This is a genomic window from Pseudomonas sp. 10(2024) (genome assembly GCF_045164175.1).
GTDB lineage: Bacteria > Pseudomonadota > Gammaproteobacteria > Pseudomonadales > Pseudomonadaceae > Aquipseudomonas > Aquipseudomonas alloputida.
Map to the genome: position 1 here is coordinate 3,859,941 of NZ_CP174006.1, position 24,690 is coordinate 3,884,630.

15 protein-coding genes, 2 tRNA genes, 2 rRNA genes and 4 pseudogenes are annotated in these 24,690 nt (G+C 59.6%); 8 read left to right on the top strand and 15 right to left on the bottom strand.

Annotated elements, in window-relative coordinates:
- Nucleotides 1–12: 12 nt before the first annotated feature.
- Both ACI7M0_RS17510 and ACI7M0_RS17515 read left to right on the top strand, forming a co-directional pair.
- Nucleotides 13–681, top strand: a complete 669-nt coding sequence (locus ACI7M0_RS17510) for a GntR family transcriptional regulator (RefSeq protein ID WP_010953229.1) — start codon at nucleotides 13–15, stop codon at nucleotides 679–681.
- A 151-nt stretch (nucleotides 682–832) separates the two neighbouring features.
- Nucleotides 833–1,882 carry a hypothetical protein gene (locus ACI7M0_RS17515; protein ID WP_104962152.1) on the top strand — a complete coding sequence of 350 codons (1,050 nt, stop codon included), beginning with the start codon at nucleotides 833–835 and terminating at the stop codon, nucleotides 1,880–1,882.
- Between the two features lie 39 nt (nucleotides 1,883–1,921).
- Here ACI7M0_RS17515 and ACI7M0_RS17520 read toward each other — a convergent pair whose 3' ends face one another.
- Entirely contained in the window at nucleotides 1,922–2,350 is a 429-nt protein-coding gene (locus ACI7M0_RS17520) for a PACE efflux transporter (protein WP_014591695.1), read from the bottom strand.
- Nucleotides 2,351–2,452: 102 nt separating this feature from the next.
- Here ACI7M0_RS17520 and ACI7M0_RS17525 point away from each other — a divergent pair, with 102 nt between their 5' ends.
- The 3 genes and pseudogenes from ACI7M0_RS17525 to mcpA (ACI7M0_RS17535) all read left to right on the top strand — a co-directional run.
- On the top strand, nucleotides 2,453–3,331 hold the full coding sequence (locus ACI7M0_RS17525; RefSeq protein WP_129933929.1) for a LysR family transcriptional regulator: 879 nt from the start codon (nucleotides 2,453–2,455) through the stop codon (nucleotides 3,329–3,331).
- Between the two features lie 142 nt (nucleotides 3,332–3,473).
- Nucleotides 3,474–4,457: pseudogene (mcpA, locus tag ACI7M0_RS17530) on the top strand (methyl-accepting chemotaxis protein McpA); the annotation flags it as partial.
- Nucleotides 4,458–4,763: 306 nt separating this feature from the next.
- A pseudogene (gene mcpA / locus ACI7M0_RS17535) lies at nucleotides 4,764–5,360 on the top strand (methyl-accepting chemotaxis protein McpA); the annotation flags it as partial.
- Between the two features lie 53 nt (nucleotides 5,361–5,413).
- Here the strand turns inward: mcpA (ACI7M0_RS17535) and ACI7M0_RS17540 are convergent.
- The 3 genes from ACI7M0_RS17540 to ACI7M0_RS17550 all read right to left on the bottom strand — a co-directional run bounded on the left by ACI7M0_RS17540 (nucleotide 5,414) and on the right by ACI7M0_RS17550 (nucleotide 8,117).
- Complete coding sequence (locus ACI7M0_RS17540; protein ID WP_129933928.1) at nucleotides 5,414–6,478, bottom strand: hypothetical protein; 1,065 nt, start codon at nucleotides 6,476–6,478, stop codon at nucleotides 5,414–5,416.
- Nucleotides 6,479–6,590: 112 nt separating this feature from the next.
- Nucleotides 6,591–6,968, bottom strand: a complete 378-nt coding sequence (locus ACI7M0_RS17545; protein WP_010953223.1) for a RidA family protein — start codon at nucleotides 6,966–6,968, stop codon at nucleotides 6,591–6,593.
- A 12-nt stretch (nucleotides 6,969–6,980) separates the two neighbouring features.
- Nucleotides 6,981–8,117: an FAD-binding oxidoreductase gene (locus ACI7M0_RS17550; RefSeq protein WP_129933927.1), complete on the bottom strand. Its 1,137-nt coding sequence runs from the start codon at nucleotides 8,115–8,117 to the stop codon at nucleotides 6,981–6,983.
- A gap of 115 nt (nucleotides 8,118–8,232) precedes the next feature.
- Here ACI7M0_RS17550 and ACI7M0_RS17555 point away from each other — a divergent pair, with 115 nt between their 5' ends.
- Both ACI7M0_RS17555 and ACI7M0_RS17560 read left to right on the top strand, forming a co-directional pair.
- Nucleotides 8,233–8,826 carry a helix-turn-helix domain-containing protein gene (locus ACI7M0_RS17555; RefSeq protein ID WP_010953221.1) on the top strand — a complete coding sequence of 198 codons (594 nt, stop codon included), beginning with the start codon at nucleotides 8,233–8,235 and terminating at the stop codon, nucleotides 8,824–8,826.
- A gap of 124 nt (nucleotides 8,827–8,950) precedes the next feature.
- Nucleotides 8,951–9,736, top strand: coding sequence for a sulfite exporter TauE/SafE family protein (locus tag ACI7M0_RS17560; RefSeq protein WP_010953220.1), 786 nt, complete (start codon nucleotides 8,951–8,953; stop codon nucleotides 9,734–9,736).
- 3 nt (nucleotides 9,737–9,739) lie between these two features.
- Here ACI7M0_RS17560 and ACI7M0_RS17565 read toward each other — a convergent pair whose 3' ends face one another.
- From ACI7M0_RS17565 to ACI7M0_RS17575, 3 genes and pseudogenes are all read right to left on the bottom strand, one after another.
- A complete protein-coding gene (locus ACI7M0_RS17565) occupies nucleotides 9,740–10,279 on the bottom strand; it encodes a histidine phosphatase family protein (protein WP_129933926.1) in 540 nt (179 codons plus the stop codon).
- Between the two features lie 126 nt (nucleotides 10,280–10,405).
- Nucleotides 10,406–12,640, bottom strand: coding sequence for a TonB-dependent siderophore receptor (locus ACI7M0_RS17570; RefSeq protein WP_129933925.1), 2,235 nt, complete (start codon nucleotides 12,638–12,640; stop codon nucleotides 10,406–10,408).
- A 515-nt stretch (nucleotides 12,641–13,155) separates the two neighbouring features.
- Nucleotides 13,156–13,299, bottom strand: a pseudogene (locus ACI7M0_RS17575) (isochorismatase family protein); the annotation flags it as partial.
- Nucleotides 13,300–13,444: 145 nt separating this feature from the next.
- Here ACI7M0_RS17575 and ACI7M0_RS17580 point away from each other — a divergent pair.
- Nucleotides 13,445–14,650 carry an ISL3 family transposase gene (locus ACI7M0_RS17580; RefSeq protein WP_104960601.1) on the top strand — a complete coding sequence of 402 codons (1,206 nt, stop codon included), beginning with the start codon at nucleotides 13,445–13,447 and terminating at the stop codon, nucleotides 14,648–14,650.
- A gap of 226 nt (nucleotides 14,651–14,876) precedes the next feature.
- Here ACI7M0_RS17580 and ACI7M0_RS17585 read toward each other — a convergent pair whose 3' ends face one another.
- The 8 genes and pseudogenes from ACI7M0_RS17585 to ACI7M0_RS17620 all read right to left on the bottom strand — a co-directional run bounded on the left by ACI7M0_RS17585 (nucleotide 14,877) and on the right by ACI7M0_RS17620 (nucleotide 24,677).
- Nucleotides 14,877–15,311, bottom strand: a complete 435-nt coding sequence (locus ACI7M0_RS17585; RefSeq protein ID WP_129934011.1) for a universal stress protein — start codon at nucleotides 15,309–15,311, stop codon at nucleotides 14,877–14,879.
- 67 nt (nucleotides 15,312–15,378) lie between these two features.
- Nucleotides 15,379–18,114 carry a cation-transporting P-type ATPase gene (locus ACI7M0_RS17590; RefSeq protein WP_256658299.1) on the bottom strand — a complete coding sequence of 912 codons (2,736 nt, stop codon included), beginning with the start codon at nucleotides 18,112–18,114 and terminating at the stop codon, nucleotides 15,379–15,381.
- A gap of 160 nt (nucleotides 18,115–18,274) precedes the next feature.
- A pseudogene (locus ACI7M0_RS17595) lies at nucleotides 18,275–18,805 on the bottom strand (sensor histidine kinase); the annotation flags it as partial.
- Between the two features lie 130 nt (nucleotides 18,806–18,935).
- Nucleotides 18,936–20,744: an ABC transporter ATP-binding protein/permease gene (locus ACI7M0_RS17600; protein ID WP_019438694.1), complete on the bottom strand. Its 1,809-nt coding sequence runs from the start codon at nucleotides 20,742–20,744 to the stop codon at nucleotides 18,936–18,938.
- A 373-nt stretch (nucleotides 20,745–21,117) separates the two neighbouring features.
- Nucleotides 21,118–21,233: ribosomal RNA gene (gene rrf / locus ACI7M0_RS17605) — 5S ribosomal RNA — on the bottom strand.
- A 131-nt stretch (nucleotides 21,234–21,364) separates the two neighbouring features.
- Nucleotides 21,365–24,257, bottom strand: a 23S ribosomal RNA gene (locus tag ACI7M0_RS17610).
- Nucleotides 24,258–24,500: 243 nt separating this feature from the next.
- A tRNA-Ala gene (locus ACI7M0_RS17615) sits at nucleotides 24,501–24,576 on the bottom strand.
- A 24-nt stretch (nucleotides 24,577–24,600) separates the two neighbouring features.
- Nucleotides 24,601–24,677: transfer RNA gene (locus ACI7M0_RS17620), tRNA-Ile, on the bottom strand.
- Between the last annotated feature and the right edge of the window lie 13 nt (nucleotides 24,678–24,690).

Here is a 24,690-nt window from a genome sequence, read left to right on the forward strand (position 1 = left end):
AGGAGAGTGCCCATGAACGCCGTCCCCCACTTGCCTACCCTGCTCGCGGCCGGCGAAACCCGCCTGTCGGCCGAGCAGATTTATCCGCGGCTGTTCGACGCCATTCTCGAACAGCGCCTGCCACCGGGCAGTCTGTTGCCCGAACAGGCGCTGGGCCATGCCTTTGGTGTCAGCCGCACGGTGATCCGCCGTGTGCTCGGGCGCCTGTCCGACCAGCAGGTGGTAGTCCAGCGCCCCAGCCACACCGCGCATCTGGCTGCGCCTGACCCGGACCAGGCACGTCAGGTGCTCAGTGCCCGGCGTCTGGCCGAAACCACGCTGATCACCCTGGCCGCGCAACGCGCCCGGCCGGCGCAGGTACGCCAGTTACGGCAACTGGTAGAGCGCGAGCGCCAGCACCATGAGCGTGGCGAACGCTGCGCGGCGATCCGCCTGGGCGGCGAGTTCCATCTGAAACTGGCGCAGGTGGCGGCCAATGCGCCACTGGCGCGATTTCTCAATGGACTGGTGCCGATGACCTCGCTGATCATCGCTCGCTACGAATCGCCTTGCTGCGATCACTGCGCGTGGGAAGAGCATGCGGCAATCATCGATGCCGTGGAGCAAGGTGATGCCGAAGCGGCCCTGGAGTTGATGCACAGGCACCTTGACCGCCTGGAAGAAAAGCTGGACCTGGAATAACCCGACCAGGCTGACGCGATCGCTCTGACGCAGGCCGCGCTCACGCAACCATTTGCAGCGCTGCTGAGCGGGCGATGGGCTGCACAGCAGCCCCAACAGCCCCACCCTATACTTCGAGAACCCCCCCAGCCTCTACCAGGGAGGCGGTCGCGTGAGTTCTCGAGTCCTCCTGTTGCTCTGCCTTCTGCTGGCCCTCGGCGGTTGTGCGAGCAAGCGCCCCCCTGCCCCGCCGCCGCCCACAATACTCACCCCCGCGGCCTGGCAACGCATCGACCAGGAACTGATCGATGCCTCGGTCGGTGCCGCCGGCTCCGCCAACGACTATGCCCGGCGCTCCATGCGGGTGTGGAAGGAGCAGGTGCAACAACGCACCGAGCGCGACTTCATCCCCTGGTTCACGGGTTACTGGACCCAGCAGTGGCTGACCCTCAAGGTGGCCTGGTACAAGCTCGACAGCGGCGAGGGTCGGGAACCGGCAGAAAAACGCCTGGCCCTGTACCTGCAGGAGCAGTATCGCGCGCGGGTGATCGAGCCGGTAGCCGAGCAGATCAACCCCGAGGACATCCGCGACCGCGCCTGCGAACTGTACCTGCAACTGCTCGGCCAGCAACTGCCGGCGATCATTAGCCGGTACAACGCGCCGCCCGAGCAGTTCAGCCAGCGCCTCAACCGTATCCCCGCCATCGCCCTGGGGCCACCGGATGCGCGCAATGCCAGCCTGTATCAGCTGCTGCGGGCCAAGTCACTGGACCAGCAGCCGGCCTGGCAAGCCATGCGCCAGCACTTGCATCAGCAGGCCAGCAAAGGCCCTGGCCGGACCGATGTCGGGCTCAACTCGGTGGCCACCCAGGCCAGCGAAAAGCTTGGCGCCACCCTGGCCCCACGCGGTATCGCCAGTGCCGTGGCATCGGCAGTGGGCAAGGTGGCAGGGGCGATGATTTCGATTGCTGCAGCCGGTTACGGGGTGATGACCCATGACCGTGACCACCCGCAGATGGTCGAACAACTGCGGGTGATCCTGAACGTGGCGTTGAACCAGGAATGGCAGGAGTTGATGGAGAACCGCCAGAGCGGGGCCATGGCGGGGGTCTATTACCTGTCGGGGCAGGTTGAGGACAGCTTGCTGGCCAGTGCGCCGCGGCCGGTGGAGCAGCAGGTCGAGCAGCAGCAGGCGCCTTTGATCATTCGCCTGCCACCTTAGAGGCGGCCTGTGCCGGCGTTTTCGCCGCGCAAGGCCGTATCAAGCTGTGGCCAGGGCAGAACGTGGCAGGCCAAACACACGATCAAACGCCCAGTTGTAGGCAAAGGTGTAGCACGGCACCAGGATGATGAAGGCCATATCCACCAGCAGCGCCTCCAGCAATGTCATGTCCAGCCACCAGGCAATCAGCGGAATCAGGTACACCACCAGGGTCAACTGGAAGCCGATGGCATGCACCACCCGCCGCGCCACGCTGCGTCCCCGCTTTGCCTGGCGGCTCTCCCAGTACTCGAACAGGGTGTTGTAGATCAGGTTCCAGAGCATGGCGATGGTGGTGATCATCACCGCCAGCGGCCCGGTATGCGACGCCTGCGTATCTGACAGGTAGGCCAGCCCGAGGGTCGACATGCATAGCCCGATCAGTTCATAGAAAGTCACGTAGACCAACTTGCGTTTCAATCCCTGCACCCGGGGTTACCTCCAAAGACAAAAAGCGATGGGGGCGATCATGCTTCAACGCACTTGACAGCAAAAGTCAGCAGCTGTCAGATCAACTGACAGGAGGCTGCCATGAACTTTTCCAGCGACAACATCCAGCTGTTTCTGGCCGTGCTCGACCACGGCTCGTTTTCTGCCGCAGCGCGCGCCCTCAAGCGGGTGCCTTCAGCCGTGAGCATGGCCATTGGCAACCTTGAAGCAGAACTTGGCTACAGCCTGTTCGAACGTGGCCCGCGTGAAGTTCGCCCAACCGCACAGGCCTTGGCCCTGGAGCCACACGCCAGGCTGATTGCCGAACAACTGGGGCTGCTGCAGGTTCATGCCCTGGAGCTGTCCCAAGGGCTGGAGAGCAGCCTGACCCTGGCAGTGGTACCCGACATCGATCACCGCCCGCTGCTGGCGGCCATCGCCAACCTAGGTAAGCGCCACCCGTTGCTGGACATTGCCCTGCTCAGCGCTCCACAGGAAGAAGCCCTGCACTTGCTGGACAGCGGCCGTGCCGACCTCTGCGTAGCCTTTGCCGGCCTGCAGGTCGATGCCCGCCGCGGCTTCCAGCACATCGGCATGGAGACTCTGGTAGCCACCCTGTCGCCGGCCCACCCGGCCTTGCGTGAGGGGCGTATCCACGACCTTGAGGACCTGACCCAGGTGCGTCAGATTCTGGTGCGCAGCCGCGACCTGCCACTGGCGGACCCTCGCCCACTGATCGGTGCAACACACTGGTCCACCGACAGTTTCGATCTGGCTTTGCAAATGGTTGAAGCTGGCTTGGGCTGGGGCGATCTGCCGTTGTCGCGGGTCGCCCCGCTGCTGGCCAGCGGGCGTCTGGTGCGCCTGGCATTCCGCAATACACGCAACGAATTGCAACTGCCCGTGCATATCCTGTGGCGCAAACAACACCCGCTGCAGCAGGCTGCACGCCTGCTGATCGAGCAGCTGGCTGACCCGTGACTGCCGTCCGTCGAAACGTCTGTAAGAATTTTCCCTAAGCACTTCAATCTTTTACCACTCAAGCCGATATCTCGGTCGATAGGCCCCGCATCGCGTCATGAGCGCGCTGCGCCCTCCCCTCATTGGCTCAAGGTCTCGAAACATGAACCTGAAATTTCGCCACAAGATCCTGCTCAGCGCCTGCGGCGTCGTGGTTTTGGCATTTGCCCTGTTCACGCTCTACAACGACTACCTGCAACGCAATACCATCCGCCAGAATATCGAAGCCTCGGTGCAGCAGTCCGGTGCACTGACCGCCAGCAGTGTGCAGAACTGGATGAGCGGGCGCATTCTGGTTCTGGAGAACCTGGCCCAGGACATCGGCCAGCAAGGCGCCGGCGACACCCTGGCAGGGCTGATCGAGCAGCCGTCCTACACGCGTAATTTCCTGTTCACCTACTTGGGCCAGGCCAACGGCGAATTCACCCAGCGCCCGGATGCCCAGATGCCCGCCGGTTACGACCCGCGCCAGCGCCCTTGGTATGGCGCCGCCGCCAACGCCGGGCAGACCGTGCTGACCGCCCCGTACCAGGGTGCAGTCGGTGGCCTGATGGTGACCATCGCCACGCCGGTGAAGAGCAAGCGCAATGGCGAACTGATCGGTGTGGTCGGCGGTGACGTGACCCTCGACACCCTCGTCGAGATCATCAACTCGGTCGACTTCGGCGGCATCGGTCACGCCTTCCTGGCCGACGCCAATGGCCAGGTGATCGTCAGTCCCAATAAAGACCAGGTGATGAAGAACCTCAAGGACATCTACCCAGGCAGCAACCTGCGGGTTGCCGCCGGCATGCAGGATGTCACCCTCGACGGCCAGGACCGCATCATCTCGTTCGCCCCGGTGGCCGGCCTGCCTTCGGCGCAGTGGTACATCGGGCTGTCGATCGACAGGGACAAGGCCTATGCCGCGCTCAGCCAGTTCCGCACCTCGGCGATCATTGCCATGCTGATTGCCGTGGCAGCCATCGCCGGCCTGCTCGGCCTGCTGATTCCGGTGCTGATGAGCCCGCTGACCACCATGGGCCGCGCCATGCGCGACATCGCCGAGGGTGAAGGTGACCTTACCCGCCGCCTGGCCGTGCAGAACAAGGACGAGTTCGGCGAACTGGCTACCTCGTTCAACCGCTTTGTCGAACGTATCCATGCCTCGATCAGCGAAGTGTCCTCGGCCACCCGCCTGGTGCATGACCTTTCGGAGAAAGTGGTCAGCGCGTCCAATGCGTCGATCATCGGGTCTGAAGAACAGAGCATGCGCACCAACAGCGTCGCTGCGGCCATCAACGAACTGGGCGCCGCCACCCAGGAAATCGCCCGCAACGCCGCAGATGCTTCGCAACATGCCAGCGGTGCCAGCGAACAGGCGCACGGTGGCCGTGAAGTGGTTGAAGAAGCCATCAGCGCCATGACTGCCCTGTCGCAACGGATCAGCGAGTCGTGCGCGCAGATCGAAACGCTCAACGCCAGCACCGACGAAATCGGCAAGATCCTCGACGTGATCAAGGGCATTTCTCAGCAGACCAACCTGCTGGCACTGAACGCCGCCATCGAAGCGGCCCGTGCCGGTGAAGCCGGCCGTGGCTTTGCCGTGGTGGCCGACGAGGTGCGCAACCTGGCGCACCGTACCCAGGAGTCGGCGGAAGAAATCCACCGCATGATCACCAGCCTGCAGGTGGGCTCGCGCGAAGCGGTGCACACCATGAACACCAGCCAGGTTTCCAGCGAGCAGACCGTGCAGGTGGCCAACCAGGCCGGCGAACGCCTGGCCAGCGTGACCCAGCGCATTGGCGAAATCGATGGCATGAACCAGTCGGTGGCGACAGCGACCGAAGAACAGACCGCCGTGGTCGAGAGCCTCAACCTGGACATCACCCAGATCAACGCCCTGAACCAGCAGGGGGTGGAGAACCTCAACGAGACACTGCGTCATTGCGACCAGCTGGCCCAGCAGGCTGGGCGTTTGAAGCAGTTGGTGGGCAGCTTCCGGATTTAAACGCCGGGTACAGGCGGCAACAGCCTATGCCTGTTGTCGCCTGTACCAGCCCCTTATGCAGCCACCGCCTTCGCAGCCCTGCCCCGCCGTACCCAGGCCAGCAATACCGCCGTCATCAGCACAAAGCCCAGGTAACCGAAGAACGGGTACACCTCACCCACCAGGCTGATGAACCCCACCAGGCTACAGCCGAGCGCCACCACCCCGGTCACCACCGAGCCCCAGCGGAACTTCGTCGTGCCCGCCGGCAACAGCCGCGAGAGGAAGGAAAACAGCGTGCCCACCGCGGTGTTGACGATCATGCCGAAGATGATCAGGCACATCACCAGCCCCAGCAGTGGTGACACTTCGTTGGCAATCGACAGCATCGGCATCGGCTGGTCGGCCACACTGTCCAGGCGCGACAGCAGCCCGGCACTCATCACCAGCATCAGGCCGCCTAGCGCCGCGCCACCGAGCAGGCCTCCCCACACCGCGGCTTTCTCACCCTTGGCCGAACCGCCCAGAATAGCCAGGATCGGCGCACCCGCGACGATGTTATACGACACATACAAGAACGCCCCCAGCAGCCAATGGCGGGGGCCGGCCTGTTGCTGGCTGGCCACCTGATCGAGCGCAGCAAAGCTCTGCTCGCGGGTGATCACGGCATACAGCGCTATCGCCGAAGCCACCAGGATCAGCAAGGGTGTGATGGCGCCAATTGCAAGCATCATCTTGCGCACGTCCAGGCACACGATACCGACCACCACCAGCGTCACCAGCACGCTGCCGGTCAGGGCCGGGATGCCGAACTGCTGCTCCAGCAAGGCACCACCGCCGGCCAGCATGACCACGGTGACGGCGAACATGAAAAAGGTGATCAACCAGTCGACGAACATGCCCAGGTGACGGCCGCAGATGGCCAAAATCACATCCTTGTGCGAGGTGGCCTGCTGACGATTGCCCAGCCCCGCCAGCGCCATGCCGAGGAAGGTGAACAAGGCGGCGCTGACCAACGCGCCAGCCATGCCCCACACGCCGAAATCGACAAAGAACAACAACAGTTCCCGCCCTGAAGCGAACCCCGCCCCCACGATCACGCCGACAAATGCGCCGGCGATCTTCAGCTGCTCTTGCATGTGAACCTCTGGATTTATTGTTGTTTTGTCATCGCCGTCGCATACCGGTCGTAGGGGCGGCCTTGCAGCCCATCGCGACACAAGGTCGCCACTACACGGGCTCTTTGCCCGGTCAGGCGTCGCCGACGAACGCCTGCACTTCGATCTCCACATCCACGCCCAGGGCCAACGCCGAAGCCACGGTGGAACGCACCGGTAGCGCCGCGCCGAAGAACGCCTTGTACACCTCGTTGAAGCCGGCGAAATGGCGCATGTCCGACAGCCAGACCGTGACCTTCACCACCTGGTCGAAACGCGCGCCACAGGCCGCCAGGCTTTCGGCAATACGCTCGCAGGCAGCACGGGTCTGGGTCTGGATATCACCGCGCACCACTTCGCCGCCGGCGCTCATCGGCACCTGCCCGGAGAGGAACAGAAAGCCACCGGCCTTTACCGCGCGGGAAAACGGGAACGGCAGGCTGCTGGGGAAACGCTGAATGTCATTGCTCATGGGATGCTCCTTTCAGGGTTGCTGGAAACGGGCCGGGGACAGGCGCTCGGGCGCCACGCCCTGGCTGACAAGGCTGGCACACAACGGCTGGCCCAGCAGCAGGTCGGCGGCCAGGCGCGAAGCGCCCGCTGCCGACTGGATGCCATAGCCCCCCTGGGCCGCCAGCCAGAAAAACGCGGGGGCATGCGCATCGAAACCGATCACCAGGTCGCCGTCGGAAACGAACGAACGCAACCCGGCCCAGGTGTGGCTCGGGCGGCGGATCGCCAGGGTGGTCATGGCTTCAATGTTGTAAATACCCAAGGCCACGTCGAACTCCTCGGGCGCGGCATCCTGTGGCTCAACCGGGTCGGCATTGGCTGGCGACCCCAACAGTTGGCCGGCATCAGGCTTGAAGTAGAAGCTTTCATCGACGCCAATCACCGCAGGCCAGCGGGTAAAGTCCTGCTCTGCCGGACCAGGGAAGGTGAAGGCGCTACGACGGCACGGTTGCAAACCGATGCGCGCCACCCCGCACTGCTCGGCCACACGGTCCGCCCAGGCACCTGCAGCATTGACCAGACATCGGGCCTGCAGGCGGCTGCCATCAGCCAACTCCACCTGCCACACGTCGTCCAGGTACCAGGCCTGGATCAGCTCGGCGTTGCAGCGCAGTTCACCGCCGGCAGTGCGATAACCACGCAAGAAGCCTTGATGCAAGGCATGTACGTCAAGGTCCATCGCACCTGGCTCAAGCACCGCGCCGGCCAGGGTTTCGCCACGCAGGCTGGGTATCAGTGCCAAGGCCGCGTCCCGGTCCAGCAGGGTGACTTCTGTGCCATTGGCCAGGTTCTGCGCGTAAGTTTGCTCAAGCAGTTCCCGCTGCTCCAGGCTGGCCACATACAGACAGCCTCGCGGCTCCAGCAGCGGGTGCTCGCAGAAGCCCTGCGGTGGCGCTTCGTAGAAGGCCCGGCTGGCGCGGGTCAGTGCCTGGATCTGTGGGGTGCCGTAAGCCTCCATGAACATGGCCGCCGAACGCCCGGTGGAATGGTAGCCAGGCTGCGATTCACGCTCGACCAGCAGCACACGCTGCTGGCCGGCCAGGCGGTAGCCCAGCGAGGCGCCGGCAATGCCAGCACCGATGATCAGGGTGTCGTAGGTCGGGGTCATGCACGCTCCTGCCAGGCTAATTATCATTTATGAGAATTCTAATATATGAGAATTTAGAAATGCGCAAGGGTCCAAGGTAAGATGCCCGACCACCGCCGCATGCCGAGATCCCTGAATGCCCGCAGCTCTACCCCAGCTTGACCGTGCCGTCGTCGGCCAGCGCCTGCGCCAGGTGCGCAAGGCGCGCCAGATGACCCTCAAGCAACTGTCCGAAGCCAGTGGCGTGCCGCTGTCCACGTTGTCGAAGATGGAACTGGCGCAGGTGTCGGTCAGCTATGAAAAACTGGCCGCTGCCGCGCGGGCGCTGAATGTCGATATTGCCCAGTTGTTCCGCGCCAGCGGCACGGTCAGCGCCCCGGTGCCGGTGACCGTGGTGGTCGACTCACTGCCCGCAGCGGCGGGTTATTCGACCGGCACCTACGACTATTATCCGATTGCCGGGGATTTCCCCGCACGACGCATGACACCGGCCTATGCCCGCATCATTGCCCGGGAACGCGGCCAGTTCGACGATTTTATCCGCCACCCCGGGCAAGAGTTCGCGCTGGTGCTGAGCGGGCGCGTGCGCATCGAGTTCGAGACCGGAGAAGCGGTCAGCATCGGGCCGCAGGAGACTGCGTATTTCGACAGCCAGGTGGGGCACATCTATCTGTCGGAAAGCGATGACGGTGGTGATGCCCATGTCATGGTAGTGATGACCGATCGTTGATCCGCTGCGCCTGCCAAGGCAAGCCTGGTTATAACCTAATAACGAACAAGTCTATTTGGCTATAAAAAAATCTATATGCTGACTGGCATCCGATAACGGGCAAAGTTGGGCAGTCGAGTAGCGTATGGATGTAGGTTCTTTCGGTTTCACCATTGCTGGCCTGGTCGTGGGCTTCATCGTCGGTATGACCGGCGTCGGTGGCGGCTCGCTGATGACCCCGATCCTGTTGTGGTTTGGCATCCACCCGGCGACCGCTGTCGGCACCGACCTGCTGTATGCAGCGATCACCAAGGCCAGTGGCGTCTGGGTGCATGCGCGCAACAAGAACATCGACTGGAAGATCACCGGCCTGCTCAGCCTGGGCAGCGTGCCCGCAGCGGCGCTGACCCTGTGGTTCCTCAGCACCCTGCACACCGATACCTCGGCGCTCAACGCCATCATCAAGCAAGGCCTGGCGGTGGTGCTGATCCTGACCGCCCTGGCCATCCTGTTCAAATCGCGCCTGCAGGCCTTCGCCAGCCGCCATGCCGGTGATCACTACCACCTCAGCGACCGCAGCCTGAACATCCTCACGGTGCTGACCGGCGTGGTGCTTGGAATAATGGTCACCCTCACCTCCATCGGTGCTGGCGCCCTGGGTACGGTGGCGCTGTTCCTGCTGTACCCGTTCCTGGTCACCCGTCGCCTGGTCGGTACCGAAATTGCCCACGCCGTGCCACTGACCTTGGTAGCGGGCCTGGGCCACGCGGGCATGGGCAACATGGATTGGTCGCTGCTGGGCTACCTGCTGCTGGGCTCGCTGCCAGGCATCTACCTGGGTAGCCACCTCACCGGGCGGATCTCCGACCGCGTGCTGCGCCCTTGCCTGGCAACGATGCTGCTGCTGATCGGTTACAAGCTGGCGTTCTGAGCCTTAGCCCAGGCGCAACCGCCACTGCCCGGTAAAGCTCAATTGCAGACGTGACAGCGGCAGCACGTCGATTCTCTGCCCGGCACTCATCGGGCACCCAAGCACCTGTACCAGCATGGCGCGTATGACCATCGGGTGGGTCACCGCCAGCCAGTCACCCGGCCTGTCGAAGGCCGCCAGCCAGGCGGCCAGGCGCTGGCATAGCGCAGCGAACGACTCGCCACCATGCACGGCACTGGCCGGATCCTGCAGCCATTCGGCCAACGCCTGCGGTTGCTCGGCTTGTAGCTGCTTCAACGACACACCTTGCCAGCGCCCAAGGTCGCAGTCGGCCAAACCTGGCTCGATCTGTACTGCCCCCGTTAACCACGCTGCCGTCTCGCAAGCCCGCCGCTCTGGCGCACTCAGCAGTTGCACGCCTGAACGGTCGGCGTCTGACTGACGGGCTAGCGGCAGGATGCCGTCATCCGTATGGTGCAGGCGCCCGTTCTTCTGGGCCTGGGTCAGGGCATGGCAGATCAGGGTCAGGCGGATGGCTTTCACCAGGCATTTCTCGCAGCGGGCTGGGGTGCATGGTTTAGCACGCTGCGAGACGTTTGGCTGCAACAATGTCGTCGGCCATGCGCGACCCGATTGAACCGCGATTGGGCCGCAGGGCGGCCCTTGGGATCAGAAGTTGATATTCAGCGCAGCAAACACCGCCCTGCCCGGCTGGTTATACGTGTTTGCCCCCGAGCTGCTGGCGTTACCGCCGCGCAGGATCTGCTTGTCGAAGACGTTGTTCACGCCTACCCGCACGTCGTAGTTGGCATTGAACTTGTACCCGGCACTCACGTCCACCAGGCCATAGGCCTCGACGTCCTGCTGGGCGGTCTTGTCGTAGTCCTGCTGGGTGCGGTAATCGTAGGTCGGCGATTTCTGCTTGCCGAAGTATGTACCCGCCAGCTGGAATGACAGTTGCTCGGTGGCGCGCCAGTCGAGGCTGGTGTTGACGGTGTATTCCGGGATCACCGACAGCGGCTCGCCCGTTTCGCGATTATCGTTATCGAGCATCCAGGTCAGGTTGGTGTTCCAGTCCAGGGTCGGGGCCAACTCGATGAAGAAGTTGCCTTCGACACCTTCCACCCGCGCCTTGCCAGCGTTGTCCCACTGCGTCACGCGGCTGCCGGTACCTATGGTGTAAAGCACATCGGTATCACCGATGATCTTGTTCTTGTAGTCGTTGCGGAAGTAGGTGGCACTGGTGCGCCAGGTACCACGGTCGTACAGCAGGCCGATTTCCTTGTTGACGCTGATCTCGGGCTTGAGGTCGGCGTTGCCCTGCAGGTAACAGCCACCATTGTTGGTCTGTTGCACGCTGCAGCCATTACCGCGGCTGTACAGCAGGTAGTTGGGGTTGGACTGGTACAGGTTCGGAACCTTGTAGGCACGGGCGATGCCGCCTTTTACCGACAGCGCTTCGGTGAGCTTGTGCGACAGGTTCAGGCTGGGGCTGAAGTTGTCACCGAAGGTTTCGTGGTGGTCGAAACGCAGGCCCGGCGTAAGGGTGGTGTCGCCAACGATGATGTTGTCTTCGACAAACAGCGCATAGCTGCGTGCGGTCATCTTCGAGCTGCTGCGATCGAAGCCGACAAGGCCGTCATTGTTGGTGGGGTCGGAGCTTTGCGGGCGCAACGAACCTTGGTCGTTTAGGGTTTCGTACAGGTACTCGCCGCCCAAGGTAAGCACATGTTCTGTGCTGCCCATGGCGAACGGCAGGTTCACCTCACTGCTCAGGCGTGTGTTGCGCAAACGTGACATGGCCCCACCTTCGTTGCTTGGGGCACCTTCGGTGCGGCCAGCCAAGCCCTCGTTAAGCCGCCAGTTGCGTACGTATTCGTAGGCCAGCGTGGTCTTGCTGGTACCCCAGGTGAAATCACCGAGGTGGGTCAGGTCATAAGTACTGCGCTGCATCACGTTGGTTTCGTGGCCGTAGAGGCTGGAGACGAAGTCGACATCTCCGCCGCCGTTGCTGTTCATGGTGTCGCCGGCAAAAATGTTGCCTTGACGGCTGTAGCCGGCACTGGCTTCGAGGCGGTGCTCGTCGTTCAGTTTCCAGCTCAGCAGGCCGTTGATGTCCTTGTTGCGAACGCCTTCCCGCCCCGCTACCAGGGCGCTGGTGGCATGCCCGGCGTTGATGTCCAGATCGTCGGCGTCAGTCTTGGCCAGGCCGCCGTACAGGCGGAAACCCAGGTTATCGGTCAGGCCGCCACCGAGGTTGAAGTTGGCTCGGCGGCTGGCGCCCTCTGCGCTGTCTTCCGGCAGCTGCGTGTACAGGCTGACGCTGCCTTTCAGCTCTTCGGAAGGGCGCTTGGTGATGATGTTGACCACCCCGCCCATGGCGCCGGAGCCATAGCGTGCGGCGGCCGGGCCACGCAAGATCTCGATGCGCTCGACCGCTTCGGCCGGCACCCAGTTGGTTTCACCCCGAGTATCACGGTCACCGTTCCAGCCATAGCGTACGGCGTTGCGCGCGCTGGATGGCTTGCCGTCGATGAGGATCAAGGTGTTTTCCGGGCCCATGCCGCGCAGGTCGATCTGCCGGTTGTTTCCGCGTGCCCCACTGGCACTGTTGCCGGTCAGGTTAACCCCGGGCTCGCGGCGGATGATGTCGGACAGGTCATTGGCCGGCGGGTGGCGCTTGATGTCTTCGGCCGTGATGATCGACGTGCCCAGGGCCTGTCGCGCCTCGCGCTCGGCAGTGATCAGGGTGTCCTGGATCACCAGAGCGTTGTCGGCGACGGGCACTTCCAGTACCTCACCCGCACGCCGCTCCTCGGACTCTGCTGCGGTCGCCAGCATGGACGGCGATGCCAGCGCAACGAACGCCAGGGCCAGGCTGTTGGGTGAAGTTCTGCACTGCATGGGTACATCTCCTGCGATTCATGAGCGAAAAGGCACATCCCTGTCGGAAACCGGGAGCCCTCGCCCACCGGCCCCACACTCAGTTTGGCGGCCAACAGGGGTGGTAAATATAGAGAATCGCAAATGCGAGTAAATCTTATTTACGAAGTTTACATGTTTGTTACTGAACTTTGCTGAAGCCTGACTTTTGCATCGCGAGGCTTACCCGCCCCACTGTGAGAGCAACTGTCTTGCTCAAAATTTGAAAGGCGTGCGCGGTCGCCTGCAGGAGCAGGTTTACCCGCAAATAGGGTGGCGGCGGTAATAGTGAACGGCTGGTGGAAATTGCCGGCAGACCTGGCCCTTTCGCGGGTGAACCCGCTCCTACAAAGGCCTGTGCCGAATCACCGTAGTGTCAGACGTACCACTCTATGGCGAAGACGTCGTTCCTCTCGTTAAGCGAGGGATCTCACGCAGTCTTCTCCTGTAACAGTGCAGCTACCTGCTCGGCAGTTGCTTTGGCAGATTGTGGGTTCTCGCGCGAGAAAAATCGGAGCGCCAGCGCTGCGTGCCTTGTCCATCAAGGTATTCACTGTTTCCAACAACGCTTCGCAGCGCCATGGTTTTTCCGGGCCGTGAACAAGCCCGACTTGGATATCGAGTATCAACAGGGCGTACATGGGTGCATCTCCTTGCGTTTGAACCAGCGACACAAGGGAGCCATAAAAAGGGTTCTTCACGGAATCCCGGGAAAGACAGAAACAAGAACGCCGGTTTGATGGATGATGTTCGTGCGAGCAAACACATCAACAAACCGGCGTTCTTGTGCACGATATTAATACGTTTCTGCCCTTTTGGGAGGGCTTTTCTGTCATTGCCATCAGGCCTGACGGCGACGATCTGCTGATCGACCTGATTCCGCAGCCCACTAGGTTCCCCACCTGCAGCGGCTGCCATCAGCCCAGCACCGCCATCCACGAATACTGCCAGCGTTCGATCCGTGATCTCCCCATTCTTGGCCATGCGGTACGGTTGAATGTGGAACTGCGGCGCGTTGGGTGTCGCGCATGCGGCAAGCGGATGGAGTCAGTCAGCTGGCTTGATCGCTATTCGCGTATGACCCAGCGCTTGGCCGAGGCCGTGATCCAGGCTTGCCAGCGGCTGCCTACCCTGCACGTCGCTGAGCTGTTTGACTTGCATTGGGACAGTGTGCGCTTGCTGGAGCGACGAGCTCTACAAGCCGCTCTAGAGAAGCTACCAAAGGCCCAGCCCAGGCGCCTGGTGATGGACGAGTTCGCCCTGTTCAAAGGCCATCGCTACGCCAGCGTGGTGCTGGACGCCGATACCCGCCGGGTTCTGTGGATTGGCGAAGGACGTAGCAGAGCGGCTGTCAGGCCCTTCTTTGAGGAGTTGGGGCCAGAAGGCTGTGCGCGGATCGAAGCAGTGGCGATGGACATGAACACCGCATTTGACCTGGAGGTACGCCAACACTGCCCTCAGGCACGCGTGGTCTACGACCTGTTTCATGTAGTCGCCAAGTATGGGCGCGAGGTGATTGACCGGGTACGGGTCGACGAAGCCAACCGTCTGCGCCATGACAAACCCGCGCGCAGGGTGATCAAGCAAGCACGCTGGCTACTGCTGCGTAATCCGGAAAATCTCAAGCGAAAAGATCAACAGGTGCACCTGAGGGATCTGCTGTCGGCTAACCAATCGCTGATGACGGTTTATCTGATGAAAGCAGAGTTAAAAGCGCTGTGGTCGCCCACCACCGCCTGGGGTTGGCGATCAGCCTGGAAGCAGTGGCTGCGTCTGGCTGATGAAAGCGCGATACCGGCACTGAAGCAGTTTGCTAAACGCCTGAAGGGATACTGGCGCGGCATCTTGAGCAGGGTGCGATGGCCGATGCATACGGGCCAGCTGGAAGGCATCAACAACCGGATCAAGGTGATCAAGCGGATGGCTTACGGTTACCGGGACAGCGAATTCTTTTTCATGAAGATCAAGAATGACTTTCCCGGCAATCCGTGAAGAACCATAAAAAGGCCCTGTCCATCGCTGGCGGGCCTTTGAAGTTCGTTTGCTATTGGCTCACGACACCTCGCACGCTCCGCTTTCAGCGGTCGTGGTGGTGGTAGTCGAGGTGAGGCAATAGTCAGTCATAGATCGACACTAGCAATAGCGCAGCGAGCCGACAAGCCAGGATCCTGGAGTGAGCAATGGCCGGCTCGGTCAACTGAACGCGCACCACGATCTCTTATTTGACCAAGGTGATGGGTAAATCCGAGAGCTGAATCACCTTTGCCGCGACAGACCCCAGAAAAATCCCTGCCAAAAAACCATTGCCATGCGAACCCAGGATGATGCTGTCACATCCAAGGAAATGCGCACACGCCACAATTTGACTGGCTGCATCGCCTTGCAAGCTATGGAGTGTGAATGCAATCCCTTCTTGCTTCAGAAGCACCTCAGCCTTTCGTAAATCCTCGGCACTTCTATCCCCATAGTAGCGATCACGCTCATCCTCGCTCATGCCATTTGCGATTCGAGTGGGTAAAAGTGGCTGTACATTCAACAGATGTACCTCAACATTACCGCCCAGCAACCCACCCTCTTGGATAAGCCCAATAAGGTAACGCACGGCGCGTTCCGAATGCTCGGAACCATCAACCGCAACCAGTATTTTGTGCATGTTCCAAATCCTCTTTCAGGTCATGAAGGTACTTGTCGTTCCGGGTGCCGCCAGCATTCAACCCGTTCTACTCGGACAAGCGGATTCGAATCTGTTTTTCTATCTCGATAACCGCAAATAGCGCAACGCCAACCCCGATGATCAGCAGGCCATCAAGGAAGGGGATTGCCTCCGTTGCAAATACCTTTTGCAGCGGTGGCGCATACGTGATGGCGAACTGAGCGAAGGTAATCACCATGACGGTGATCCACACGACCTTGGTGCCGCGAATACCCTTCCAGGTAAGCGATGTGCTGTAGAGGTTACGAATGAAGAACAGGTGGAATATTTCCATCACGACTAACGAGTTCACCGCGAGGGTTCGGGCCAACTCAACGGAGTAGCCACGGTCGAGTGCATAAGAAAAAATGCCATAAACACCGCAGAGGAAAAGAATGGAAACAAGCACCATATGCCAGACCAGAGCTCCGCTTATGAGTGGTTCCTTACGTGAACGGGGCGGTCTGCACATGGTGTTTTCTTCGGTGGGCTCGAACGCGAGCGCGATGCCGAGGGTCACTGCGGTTATCAGGTTGATCCACAGAATCTGTATCGGCGTCACCGGCAGCGTAATGCCGAGGAGCAGCGCGACAATGATGGTCATGGTCTCGCCTGCGTTGGTAGGCAGCGTCCAGCTCAACACTTTCTTGATGTTGTCATAGACTGTTCGGCCTTCGCGTACTGCAGCGACGATGGAGGCGAAGTTGTCATCGGCCAACACCAGGTCTGCGGCCTCCTTGGCGGCCTCACTGCCTTTTCCACCCATGGCTATACCGGCGTCTGCACGCTTTAGCGCCGGTGCGTCGTTAACGCCATCGCCGGTCATGGCCACTGTCATACCATTCGATTGCAGCAACATTACCAACCTGAGCTTATGTTCGGGACTGGTGCGAGCAAAAATGTTGATGCCCTTTACCGCCTCCTTGAGGGCTGCATCGTTCATGGCGTCCAGGTCCACGCCAGTCAACACCTTGTCGGCATTTTGCAGGCCTATCTGGCGACCGATAGCCGCGGCGGTACCGTCATGATCGCCAGTGATCATTTTTACGGAAATGCCTGCTTCTTGGCATTGCTGAACCGCCTTTAACGTCTCGGGTCTAGGTGGATCAATCAGACCGACCATGCCCAGCAACGTCAACTTTCCTTGCACGTCCCCGAACGCCAACACGGTGTGCTCGGGCCGAACCGGCCTTACTGCAAACGCCAATACACGCTGCCCCTTGGCAGCAATGGCGTTCGCCTTTGCGTGCCAGTAGTCCACATTGAGCGGTTCAGTCTCGCGAGTGCTTGCAAGCTGATGCGTGCACATGGCCAGTAGCTGCTCTGGCGCGCCTTTCACGTAGATGGAGGCATGTCCATCATGATTGTGATGCAGTGTCGCCATGAAGCGGTGTTTAGCGTCAAACGGTATGGCATCAGTGCGGGGCCAAGCCCGACGATCTTCATCTCGATCAATTCCGGTTTTCCCGGAGAATGCCAGCAAGGCCCCCTCCATCGGATCACCTTCTACCGTCCATACATCGTCATGCAGGCGCAGTACGGCATCGTTGCAAAGACCTGCTGCTCGTCCCAGTTCCGACAGCGCGGGGTGAGACGATAGGTCAATTAACTGTTCGGCAAGACTGATGCTTCCTGCGGGCTGATAACCCGCGCCATCGACCGTGAAGACCAGATCGTTCGTGACGACCGTTGCCACCATCATTTCGTTGCGGGTCAATGTGCCGGTTTTGTCAGTGCAGATGACGGACACCGAGCCTAGTGTTTCGATGGTAGGCAGACGGCGCACGATAGCGTTGCGTCGAGCCATTGCCCGAACTCCGACGGCCAGCGTAATGGTAAGGACGGCAGGCAGCCCTTCAGGTATAGCCGCTACCGACATCCCCACCACGACCATGAAGATCTCGGTGAAGGCGTAGTGCCCGACATAATGGCCGAATACGAGCAATAAGCCGCCGACTAACAAAATCAGGATCGTCAGCCAGCGGGCAAACACGTTCATTTGCTGCACCAGCGGAGTGGTCAGCGTTTCTACATCTGCTAGTAGAGTGCTGATGCGTCCGATCTCGGCTGCTGCTGCGGTAGCCACTACAACGCCTGTTGCTTGTCCGCAAGTCACGAGCGTACCGCTGAACGCCATGCAAGTACGGTTACCCAAGGCTGCGTCAAGGGGCACTGATTGGGTATGTTTTTCTACGGGTACGGATTCACCGGTAAGAATGGCTTCCTGAATGTGAAGCCTGTTGGCGTGCAGCAAGCGTAAATCAGCAGGGACTTTGTCTCCCGCCTCCAGCAATACGATATCGCCCGGTACCAACTCCTCACCCGCAATACTCAAGCGTTCGCCTGCGCGAATCACGGCGGCGCGCGGTGCCAGCATCTGCCGGATAGCATCCATCGCCTTTTCTGCTTTGCCTTCCTGAACGTAGCCAATGATTGCGTTTGCAATTACCACCGCCAGGATCACTACCGTATCCCACAGATGTTGCAGCATCGCGGTAATCGCAGCGGATCCTAAAAGCACGTAAATCAGGATGTTGTGAAATTGCAGCAAGAATCGAAACCAGGCCGGGCGCCGTGCTGCCTCTGGCAGGCGATTGAAACCAGCGCGGTCAAGACGGGCTTGAACCTCGGCAACCTCCAGTCCGACATGCGCATTGACCTCAAGCAGGTTTGTCACCTGCTCGGCTGGCAGGGTGTGCCAGGCCACGGTATGCGTAGGGATTGGTGTTTGCTCAACGACTGCGTCGACCACCGGCGTTTTCAATGAGACTCCCCTGTGCGCACAGCTCGACTGTAACGGGCTTAGGTGGACATGAGCGGTCGTCGCTGTATCAGCATGCTGATAAATCGCTCGTCACGCTTAGGTTCTCTTTGCCATCTAGCTGATACGAACTAAAAGAAACATGCAACCGACAGCTTGATGACTATTGACCTGAATCAACCAGAAGCGCTGGCAAGGTGAACTGCACTTGGGCGCCAGGACTTTGCTTGGGGCTGGCCCAGAAGCGGCCGCCGTGGCTATCGATGATCGAGCGGCAGATCGACAGCCCCATGCCCAGGCCGGTCGCCTTGGTGGTGTAAAAAGGCTCGAAAACCTGTTCTACGTTTTCCACTGCAAATCCGGGCCCGCTGTCCGCCACCGTTACCCGCACCCCCTCCTGGTCGAGGGCCGTGCTTATTTGCAGCTTACGAACGCCTTCAACCTCCAGCATCGCTTCCAGCGCGTTGAGGATCAGGTTCAGCAGCACCTGCTGCAACTCCACACGGTCGGCCAGCACCTGCGGCAAGCCCTCGGCGAGCGCGGCATGCACCTGTGCCCTTGCCCTCACGGCCTCGCCACGAGTGAAGTCGACCATCTCCAGCACCACGGCGTTGACGCCCACCGCCTGCTTCTGCGGCGGGGCTTTGCGGATCAGCTCACGAATACGGCCCAGCACCTGCGCCGCTCGGTTGGCAAGGGTTCCGCTGGGTCGCGGGATTCTGGAATTATTGAAAAACATCGTGGTGCTCGACAGCCCCCACACATAGCAGTGCGTTGCACGAGATGCGCTGCGCTGGTGAGGGGCTCCGGGAACTCAAGCCGAACTAGGCCAGCGCAGCCTCCTGCTCCAGCAACGACCAACCGCCATGTCCATCCACCTCAAGCCGGTGAGTATGGAACGCTGCCAGTGTGCTGCGGTGGCCGACACTGACCAGCAATGCACTCGGCATCTCCGAACGCAACAACGCATACAGGGCATGCTCGAGCCCTTCATCCATCGCCGAGGTGGACTCGTCGAGGAACACCACCTGTGGCCTGTTGAACAGTACCCGGGCGAACGCCAGGCGCTGCTGCTCGCCCACCGAGAGGATGTGTGACCAGTCACAGCTGACGTCCAGACGCTCGGCGAGATGGGCCAGGTTGACCTGGCGCAATGCCTGCTGCATGAGCAGTTCATCCTTGGGGTTGCTGGCTGCCGGGTAGGCAATGACGGTACGCAAGTCACCCAGCGGCAGGTACGGGCGTTGCGACAGGAACAGTGCCTGATGGCCCGTTGGCCGCCTGACCTTGCCTTCGGCATACGGCCAAAGGCCCGCCAGGGCACGCAGCAGCGTGGTTTTACCACTGCCCGATGGCCCTTTGATCAACAACGCCTGACCGGCGTGCAGGCTCAGGTCCAGGTCGGCGATAAGGGCATGTCCGTCCGGGCGTAGCACCTGCAACCCCGCGATCTGCAGCGCATGCGCCTGGTCTTCGGTCGTGACGCGCGGCAACGCACTTGCCTGCTGGTTGGCATCGAGAAAGCCGGTGAGACGATCAAGGGTCGCGCGGTACTGCGCGAACGCATCGTACGACTCACGGAAGAACGACAGAGAATCCTGCACCTGCCCAAAGGCCTGGGAAGTTTGCATGACGTCGCCCAGCTTGATCGCCCCACTGAAGAAGCGCGGCGCCTGAAGAATGAACGGAAACACAACAGCAACCTGACTGACACCCAAGTTGAAGCCACTGAACTTCAGGTTCCGATACACCAATGCCCAGACATTCACGATCAAGGCAGCAAAACGGCCGAGCAACGTGCCCCGCTCGACTTGCGCACCTTGGTAGAAGGCAATGTTCTCGGCGTTCTCACGCAGGCGCATCAACGCGTAACGGAAGTTGGCGGTGAGTTTCTCGTTGAGGAAGTTAAGCCGGATCAGTGGGCGCCCGAGGCGGAAGGCGACCCAGGTGGCGATGATGACATACAGGTAAACGGCAAATACCATCGCCCGAGGGATCTCCACGCCGGCCACCGTCAACGGTGCTGACAGCCCCCAGAGGATGCCGGTGAACGCCACCAGTGAAACCAGTGCACTGACTGCGCCCAAGGCAAGGCTGACTGAGTTGGTGACGAAAGCGTTAACGTCCAGTTCGATACGCTGGTCAGGGTTGTCCACTGGCTCGGCAAGGAACTGGCCACGGTAATAGGCATCGCCCTGCATCCAGTCGTGGGTCAGGCGCTCGGTCAGCCAGACCCGCCACTTGATACTGAATGCCTGGCTGACATAGAAGGTGAACAGCGAGCGCAGCACATGGATGGTGGCCAGCACCGCGAAGACGCCGAGCAGGTACCAGAACGCCGCCTGGTCAAGGCCCTGCAAGGCGCTGTAGAAGCCGTTGTACCAAAACGAAAACAGCACGTTCAGGCGAACCGAAAACAGCGTCAGGACCAGCAGCAGGGCAAACACCAGCAACGGCCGCCAACTGCGCCTGAAACTGAAATAGGGCCCGGCAAGCTGCCAGAACTGGCTGCCCCAGCGTGTAAAACGCACGGCCAGAGTTGCGGCTGCAGTGAAGCTGACAAGGGTGATGAACGAGGCGATTGCCAGCCAGCTTAGGCTCTCTTGCAGGGCCTGATGCCAGTTCATTTCCATGGTAAGTATCCGTGGTGAGTATTTCCGCGAGCGTAGCATTACGCTGTCATTCGTCAGGTATAAATGACGCACATTTCATGATTTGTAGGAGCGGGTTTACCCGCGAATGGGCCGCGCCTGCGGGCCAATTTCCACCCGCCGTTCAGCGTTGCCGCCGCCACCGTATTCGCGGGTAAACCCGCTCCTACACAGATCGGTGGTAAACACACATCGGGGGGTGGACACAGGCCGCTGTAGGAGCGGGTTTACCCGCGAACACCGGCAACGCCGGTGCCATCTCCGCTCCCACAGGGACTCAAGCAAGCCCAGGCTTTTTTGCCCACAAAGACAAAACCCCTACCTGCATGCGCAGATAGGGGTTTTGCGAAGTGAATCTTGACGATGACCTACTCTCACATGGGGAAACCCCACACTACCATCGGCGATGCATCGTTTCACTACTGAGTTCGGGATGGGATCAGGTGGTTCCAATGCTCTATGGTCGTCAAGAAATTCTGTTGCCAGAATGTCCAGATGGACAGCCCAGCGAATCCGGATATGCGATATTTGTGGTCTTACGAATTTTCGGGTCTTTCGTCTTCACCACCGCAATCTGCGTCAGCAAATTGCTTGGGTGTTATATGGTCAAGCCTCACGGGCAATTAGTATTGGTTAGCTCAACGCCTCACAGCGCTTACACACCCAACCTATCAACGTCGTAGTCTTCGACGGCCCTTTAGGGGATTCAAGATCCCAGTGAGATCTCATCTTGAGGCAAGTTTCCCGCTTAGATGCTTTCAGCGGTTATCTCTTCCGAACATAGCTACCCGGCAATGCCACTGGCGTGACAACCGGAACACCAGAGGTTCGTCCACTCCGGTCCTCTCGTACTAGGAGCAGCCCCTCTCAAATCTCAAACGTCCACGGCAGATAGGGACCGAACTGTCTCACGACGTTCTAAACCCAGCTCGCGTACCACTTTAAATGGCGAACAGCCATACCCTTGGGACCGGCTTCAGCCCCAGGATGTGATGAGCCGACATCGAGGTGCCAAACACCGCCGTCGATATGAACTCTTGGGCGGTATCAGCCTGTTATCCCCGGAGTACCTTTTATCCGTTGAGCGATGGCCCTTCCATACAGAACCACCGGATCACTAAGACCTACTTTCGTACCTGCTCGACGTGTTTGTCTCGCAGTCAAGCGCGCTTTTGCCTTTATACTCTACGACCGATTTCCGACCGGTCTGAGCGCACCTTCGTACTCCTCCGTTACTCTTTGGGAGGAGACCGCCCCAGTCAAACTACCCACCATACACTGTCCTCGATCCGGATAACGGACCTGAGTTAGAACCTCAAAGTTGCCAGGGTGGTATTTCAAGGATGGCTCCATGAGAACTGGCGTCCCCACTTCAAAGCCTCCCACCTATCCTACACAAGCAAATTCAAAGTCCAGTGCAAAGCTATAGTAAAGGTTCACGGGGTCTTTCCGTCTAGCCGCGGATACACTGCATCTTCACAGCGATTTCAATTTCACTGAGTCTCGGGTGGAGACAGCGCCGCCATCGTTACGCCATTCGTGCAGGTCGGAACTTACCCGACAAGGAATTTCGCTACCTTAGGACCGTTATAGTTACGGCCGCCGTTTACCGGGGCTTCGATCAAGAGCTTCGCTTGCGCTAACCCCATCAATTAACCTTCCGGCACCGGGCAGGCGTCACACCCTATACGTCCACTTTCGTGTTTGCAGAGTGCTGTGTTTTTAATAAACAGTCGCAGCGGCCTGGTATCTTCGACCGGCATGGGCTTACGGAGCAAGTCCTTCACCCTCGCCGGCGCACCTTCTCCCGAAGTTACGGTGCCATTTTGCCTAGTTCCTTCACCCGAGTTCTCTCAAGCGCCTTGGTATTCTCTACCTAACCACCTGTGTCGGTTTGGGGTACGGTTCCCAGTTATCTGAAGCTTAGGAGCTTTTCTTGGAAGCATGGTATCAACCACTTCGTCGCCTAAAGGCAACTCGTCATCAGCTCTCGGCCTTGAAATCCCGGATTTGCCTAAGATTTCAGCCTACCACCTTAAACCTGGACAACCAACGCCAGGCTGGCCTAACCTTCTCCGTCCCTCCATCGCAATAACTGGAAGTACAGGAATATTAACCTGTTTTCCATCGACTACGCTTTTCAGCCTCGCCTTAGGGACCGACTAACCCTGCGTCGATTAACGTTGCGCAGGAAACCTTGGTCTTTCGGCGTGCGAGTTTTTCACTCGCATTGTCGTTACTCATGTCAGCATTCGCACTTCTGATACCTCCAGCAAGCTTCTCAACTCACCTTCACAGGCTTACAGAACGCTCCTCTACCGCATCATCATAAGATGATACCCGTAGCTTCGGTGCATGGTTTGAGCCCCGTTACATCTTCCGCGCAGGCCGACTCGACTAGTGAGCTATTACGCTTTCTTTAAAGGGTGGCTGCTTCTAAGCCAACCTCCTAGCTGTCTAAGCCTTCCCACATCGTTTCCCACTTAACCATGACTTTGGGACCTTAGCTGACGGTCTGGGTTGTTTCCCTTTTCACGACGGACGTTAGCACCCGCCGTGTGTCTCCCATGCTCGGCACTTGTAGGTATTCGGAGTTTGCATCGGTTTGGTAAGTCGGGATGACCCCCTAGCCGAAACAGTGCTCTACCCCCTACAGTGATACATGAGGCGCTACCTAAATAGCTTTCGAGGAGAACCAGCTATCTCCGAGCTTGATTAGCCTTTCACTCCGATCCACAGGTCATCCGCTAACTTTTCAACGGTAGTCGGTTCGGTCCTCCAGTCAGTGTTACCTAACCTTCAACCTGCCCATGGATAGATCGCCCGGTTTCGGGTCTATACCCAGCGACTAAACGCCCTATTAAGACTCGCTTTCGCTACGCCTCCCCTATTCGGTTAAGCTCGCCACTGAATATAAGTCGCTGACCCATTATACAAAAGGTACGCAGTCACCTAACAAAGTAGGCTCCCACTGCTTGTACGCATACGGTTTCAGGTTCTATTTCACTCCCCTCTCCGGGGTTCTTTTCGCCTTTCCCTCACGGTACTGGTTCACTATCGGTCAGTCAGTAGTATTTAGCCTTGGAGGATGGTCCCCCCATATTCAGACAAAGTTTCTCGTGCTCCGTCCTACTCGATTTCATTGACAAGAGATTTTCGTGTACGGGGCTATCACCCACTATGGCCGCACTTTCCAGAGCGTTCCACTAATCTCAAATCAACTTAAGGGCTGGTCCCCGTTCGCTCGCCACTACTAAGGGAATCTCGGTTGATTTCTTTTCCTCAGGGTACTTAGATGTTTCAGTTCCCCTGGTTCGCCTCTTGCACCTATGTATTCAGTACAAGATAACCAGCTTGTGCTGGCTGGGTTCCCCCATTCAGAGATCTCTGGATCACAGTCTGTTTGCCGACTCCCCAAAGCTTATCGCAGGCTACCACGTCTTTCATCGCCTCTGACTGCCAAGGCATCCACCGTATGCGCTTCTTCACTTGACCATATAACCCCAAGCAATCTGGTTATACTGTGAAGACGACATTCGCCGAAAATTCGTACGTTGCTCTTTCGAGCAGAACTCACAAATTTTACCTTAGCCTGATCCACCAGCAGTGAAACTGGTGTTCAGTCTATATCTATCACATATCCGAATTTTTAAAGAACGATCTGACAAAAGTCAGAAATCAACATTCGATCTGAATGTTCATTTCTAAGTTCTGACAAGTGACTGCGTACGGCGAAAGTGGTGGAGCCAAGCGGGATCGAACCGCTGACCTCCTGCGTGCAAGGCAGGCGCTCTCCCAGCTGAGCTATGGCCCCGTATTCTACGGCTGAACCATGTAATGGTAGGTCTGGGCAGATTTGAACTGCCGACCTCACCCTTATCAGGGGTGCGCTCTAACCAACTGAGCTACAGACCTATAACAGGGTCGC

Bases quoted from the DNA above. Each gene is read 5' to 3' on its own strand.
- ACI7M0_RS17510 (WP_010953229.1), top strand. From the start codon at position 13: ATGAACGCCGTCCCCCACTTGCCTACCCTGCTCGCGGCCGGCGAAACC.
- ACI7M0_RS17525 (WP_129933929.1), top strand. From the start codon at position 2,453: ATGAACTTTTCCAGCGACAACATCCAGCTGTTTCTGGCCGTGCTCGAC.
- ACI7M0_RS17540 (WP_129933928.1), bottom strand. From the start codon at position 6,478: ATGCAAGAGCAGCTGAAGATCGCCGGCGCATTTGTCGGCGTGATCGTG.
- ACI7M0_RS17545 (WP_010953223.1), bottom strand. From the start codon at position 6,968: ATGAGCAATGACATTCAGCGTTTCCCCAGCAGCCTGCCGTTCCCGTTT.
- ACI7M0_RS17550 (WP_129933927.1), bottom strand. From the start codon at position 8,117: ATGACCCCGACCTACGACACCCTGATCATCGGTGCTGGCATTGCCGGC.
- ACI7M0_RS17555 (WP_010953221.1), top strand. From the start codon at position 8,233: ATGCCCGCAGCTCTACCCCAGCTTGACCGTGCCGTCGTCGGCCAGCGC.
- ACI7M0_RS17560 (WP_010953220.1), top strand. From the start codon at position 8,951: ATGGATGTAGGTTCTTTCGGTTTCACCATTGCTGGCCTGGTCGTGGGC.
- ACI7M0_RS17570 (WP_129933925.1), bottom strand. From the start codon at position 12,640: ATGCAGTGCAGAACTTCACCCAACAGCCTGGCCCTGGCGTTCGTTGCG.
- ACI7M0_RS17585 (WP_129934011.1), bottom strand. From the start codon at position 15,311: ATGCACAAAATACTGGTTGCGGTTGATGGTTCCGAGCATTCGGAACGC.
- ACI7M0_RS17600 (WP_019438694.1), bottom strand. From the start codon at position 20,744: ATGGAAATGAACTGGCATCAGGCCCTGCAAGAGAGCCTAAGCTGGCTG.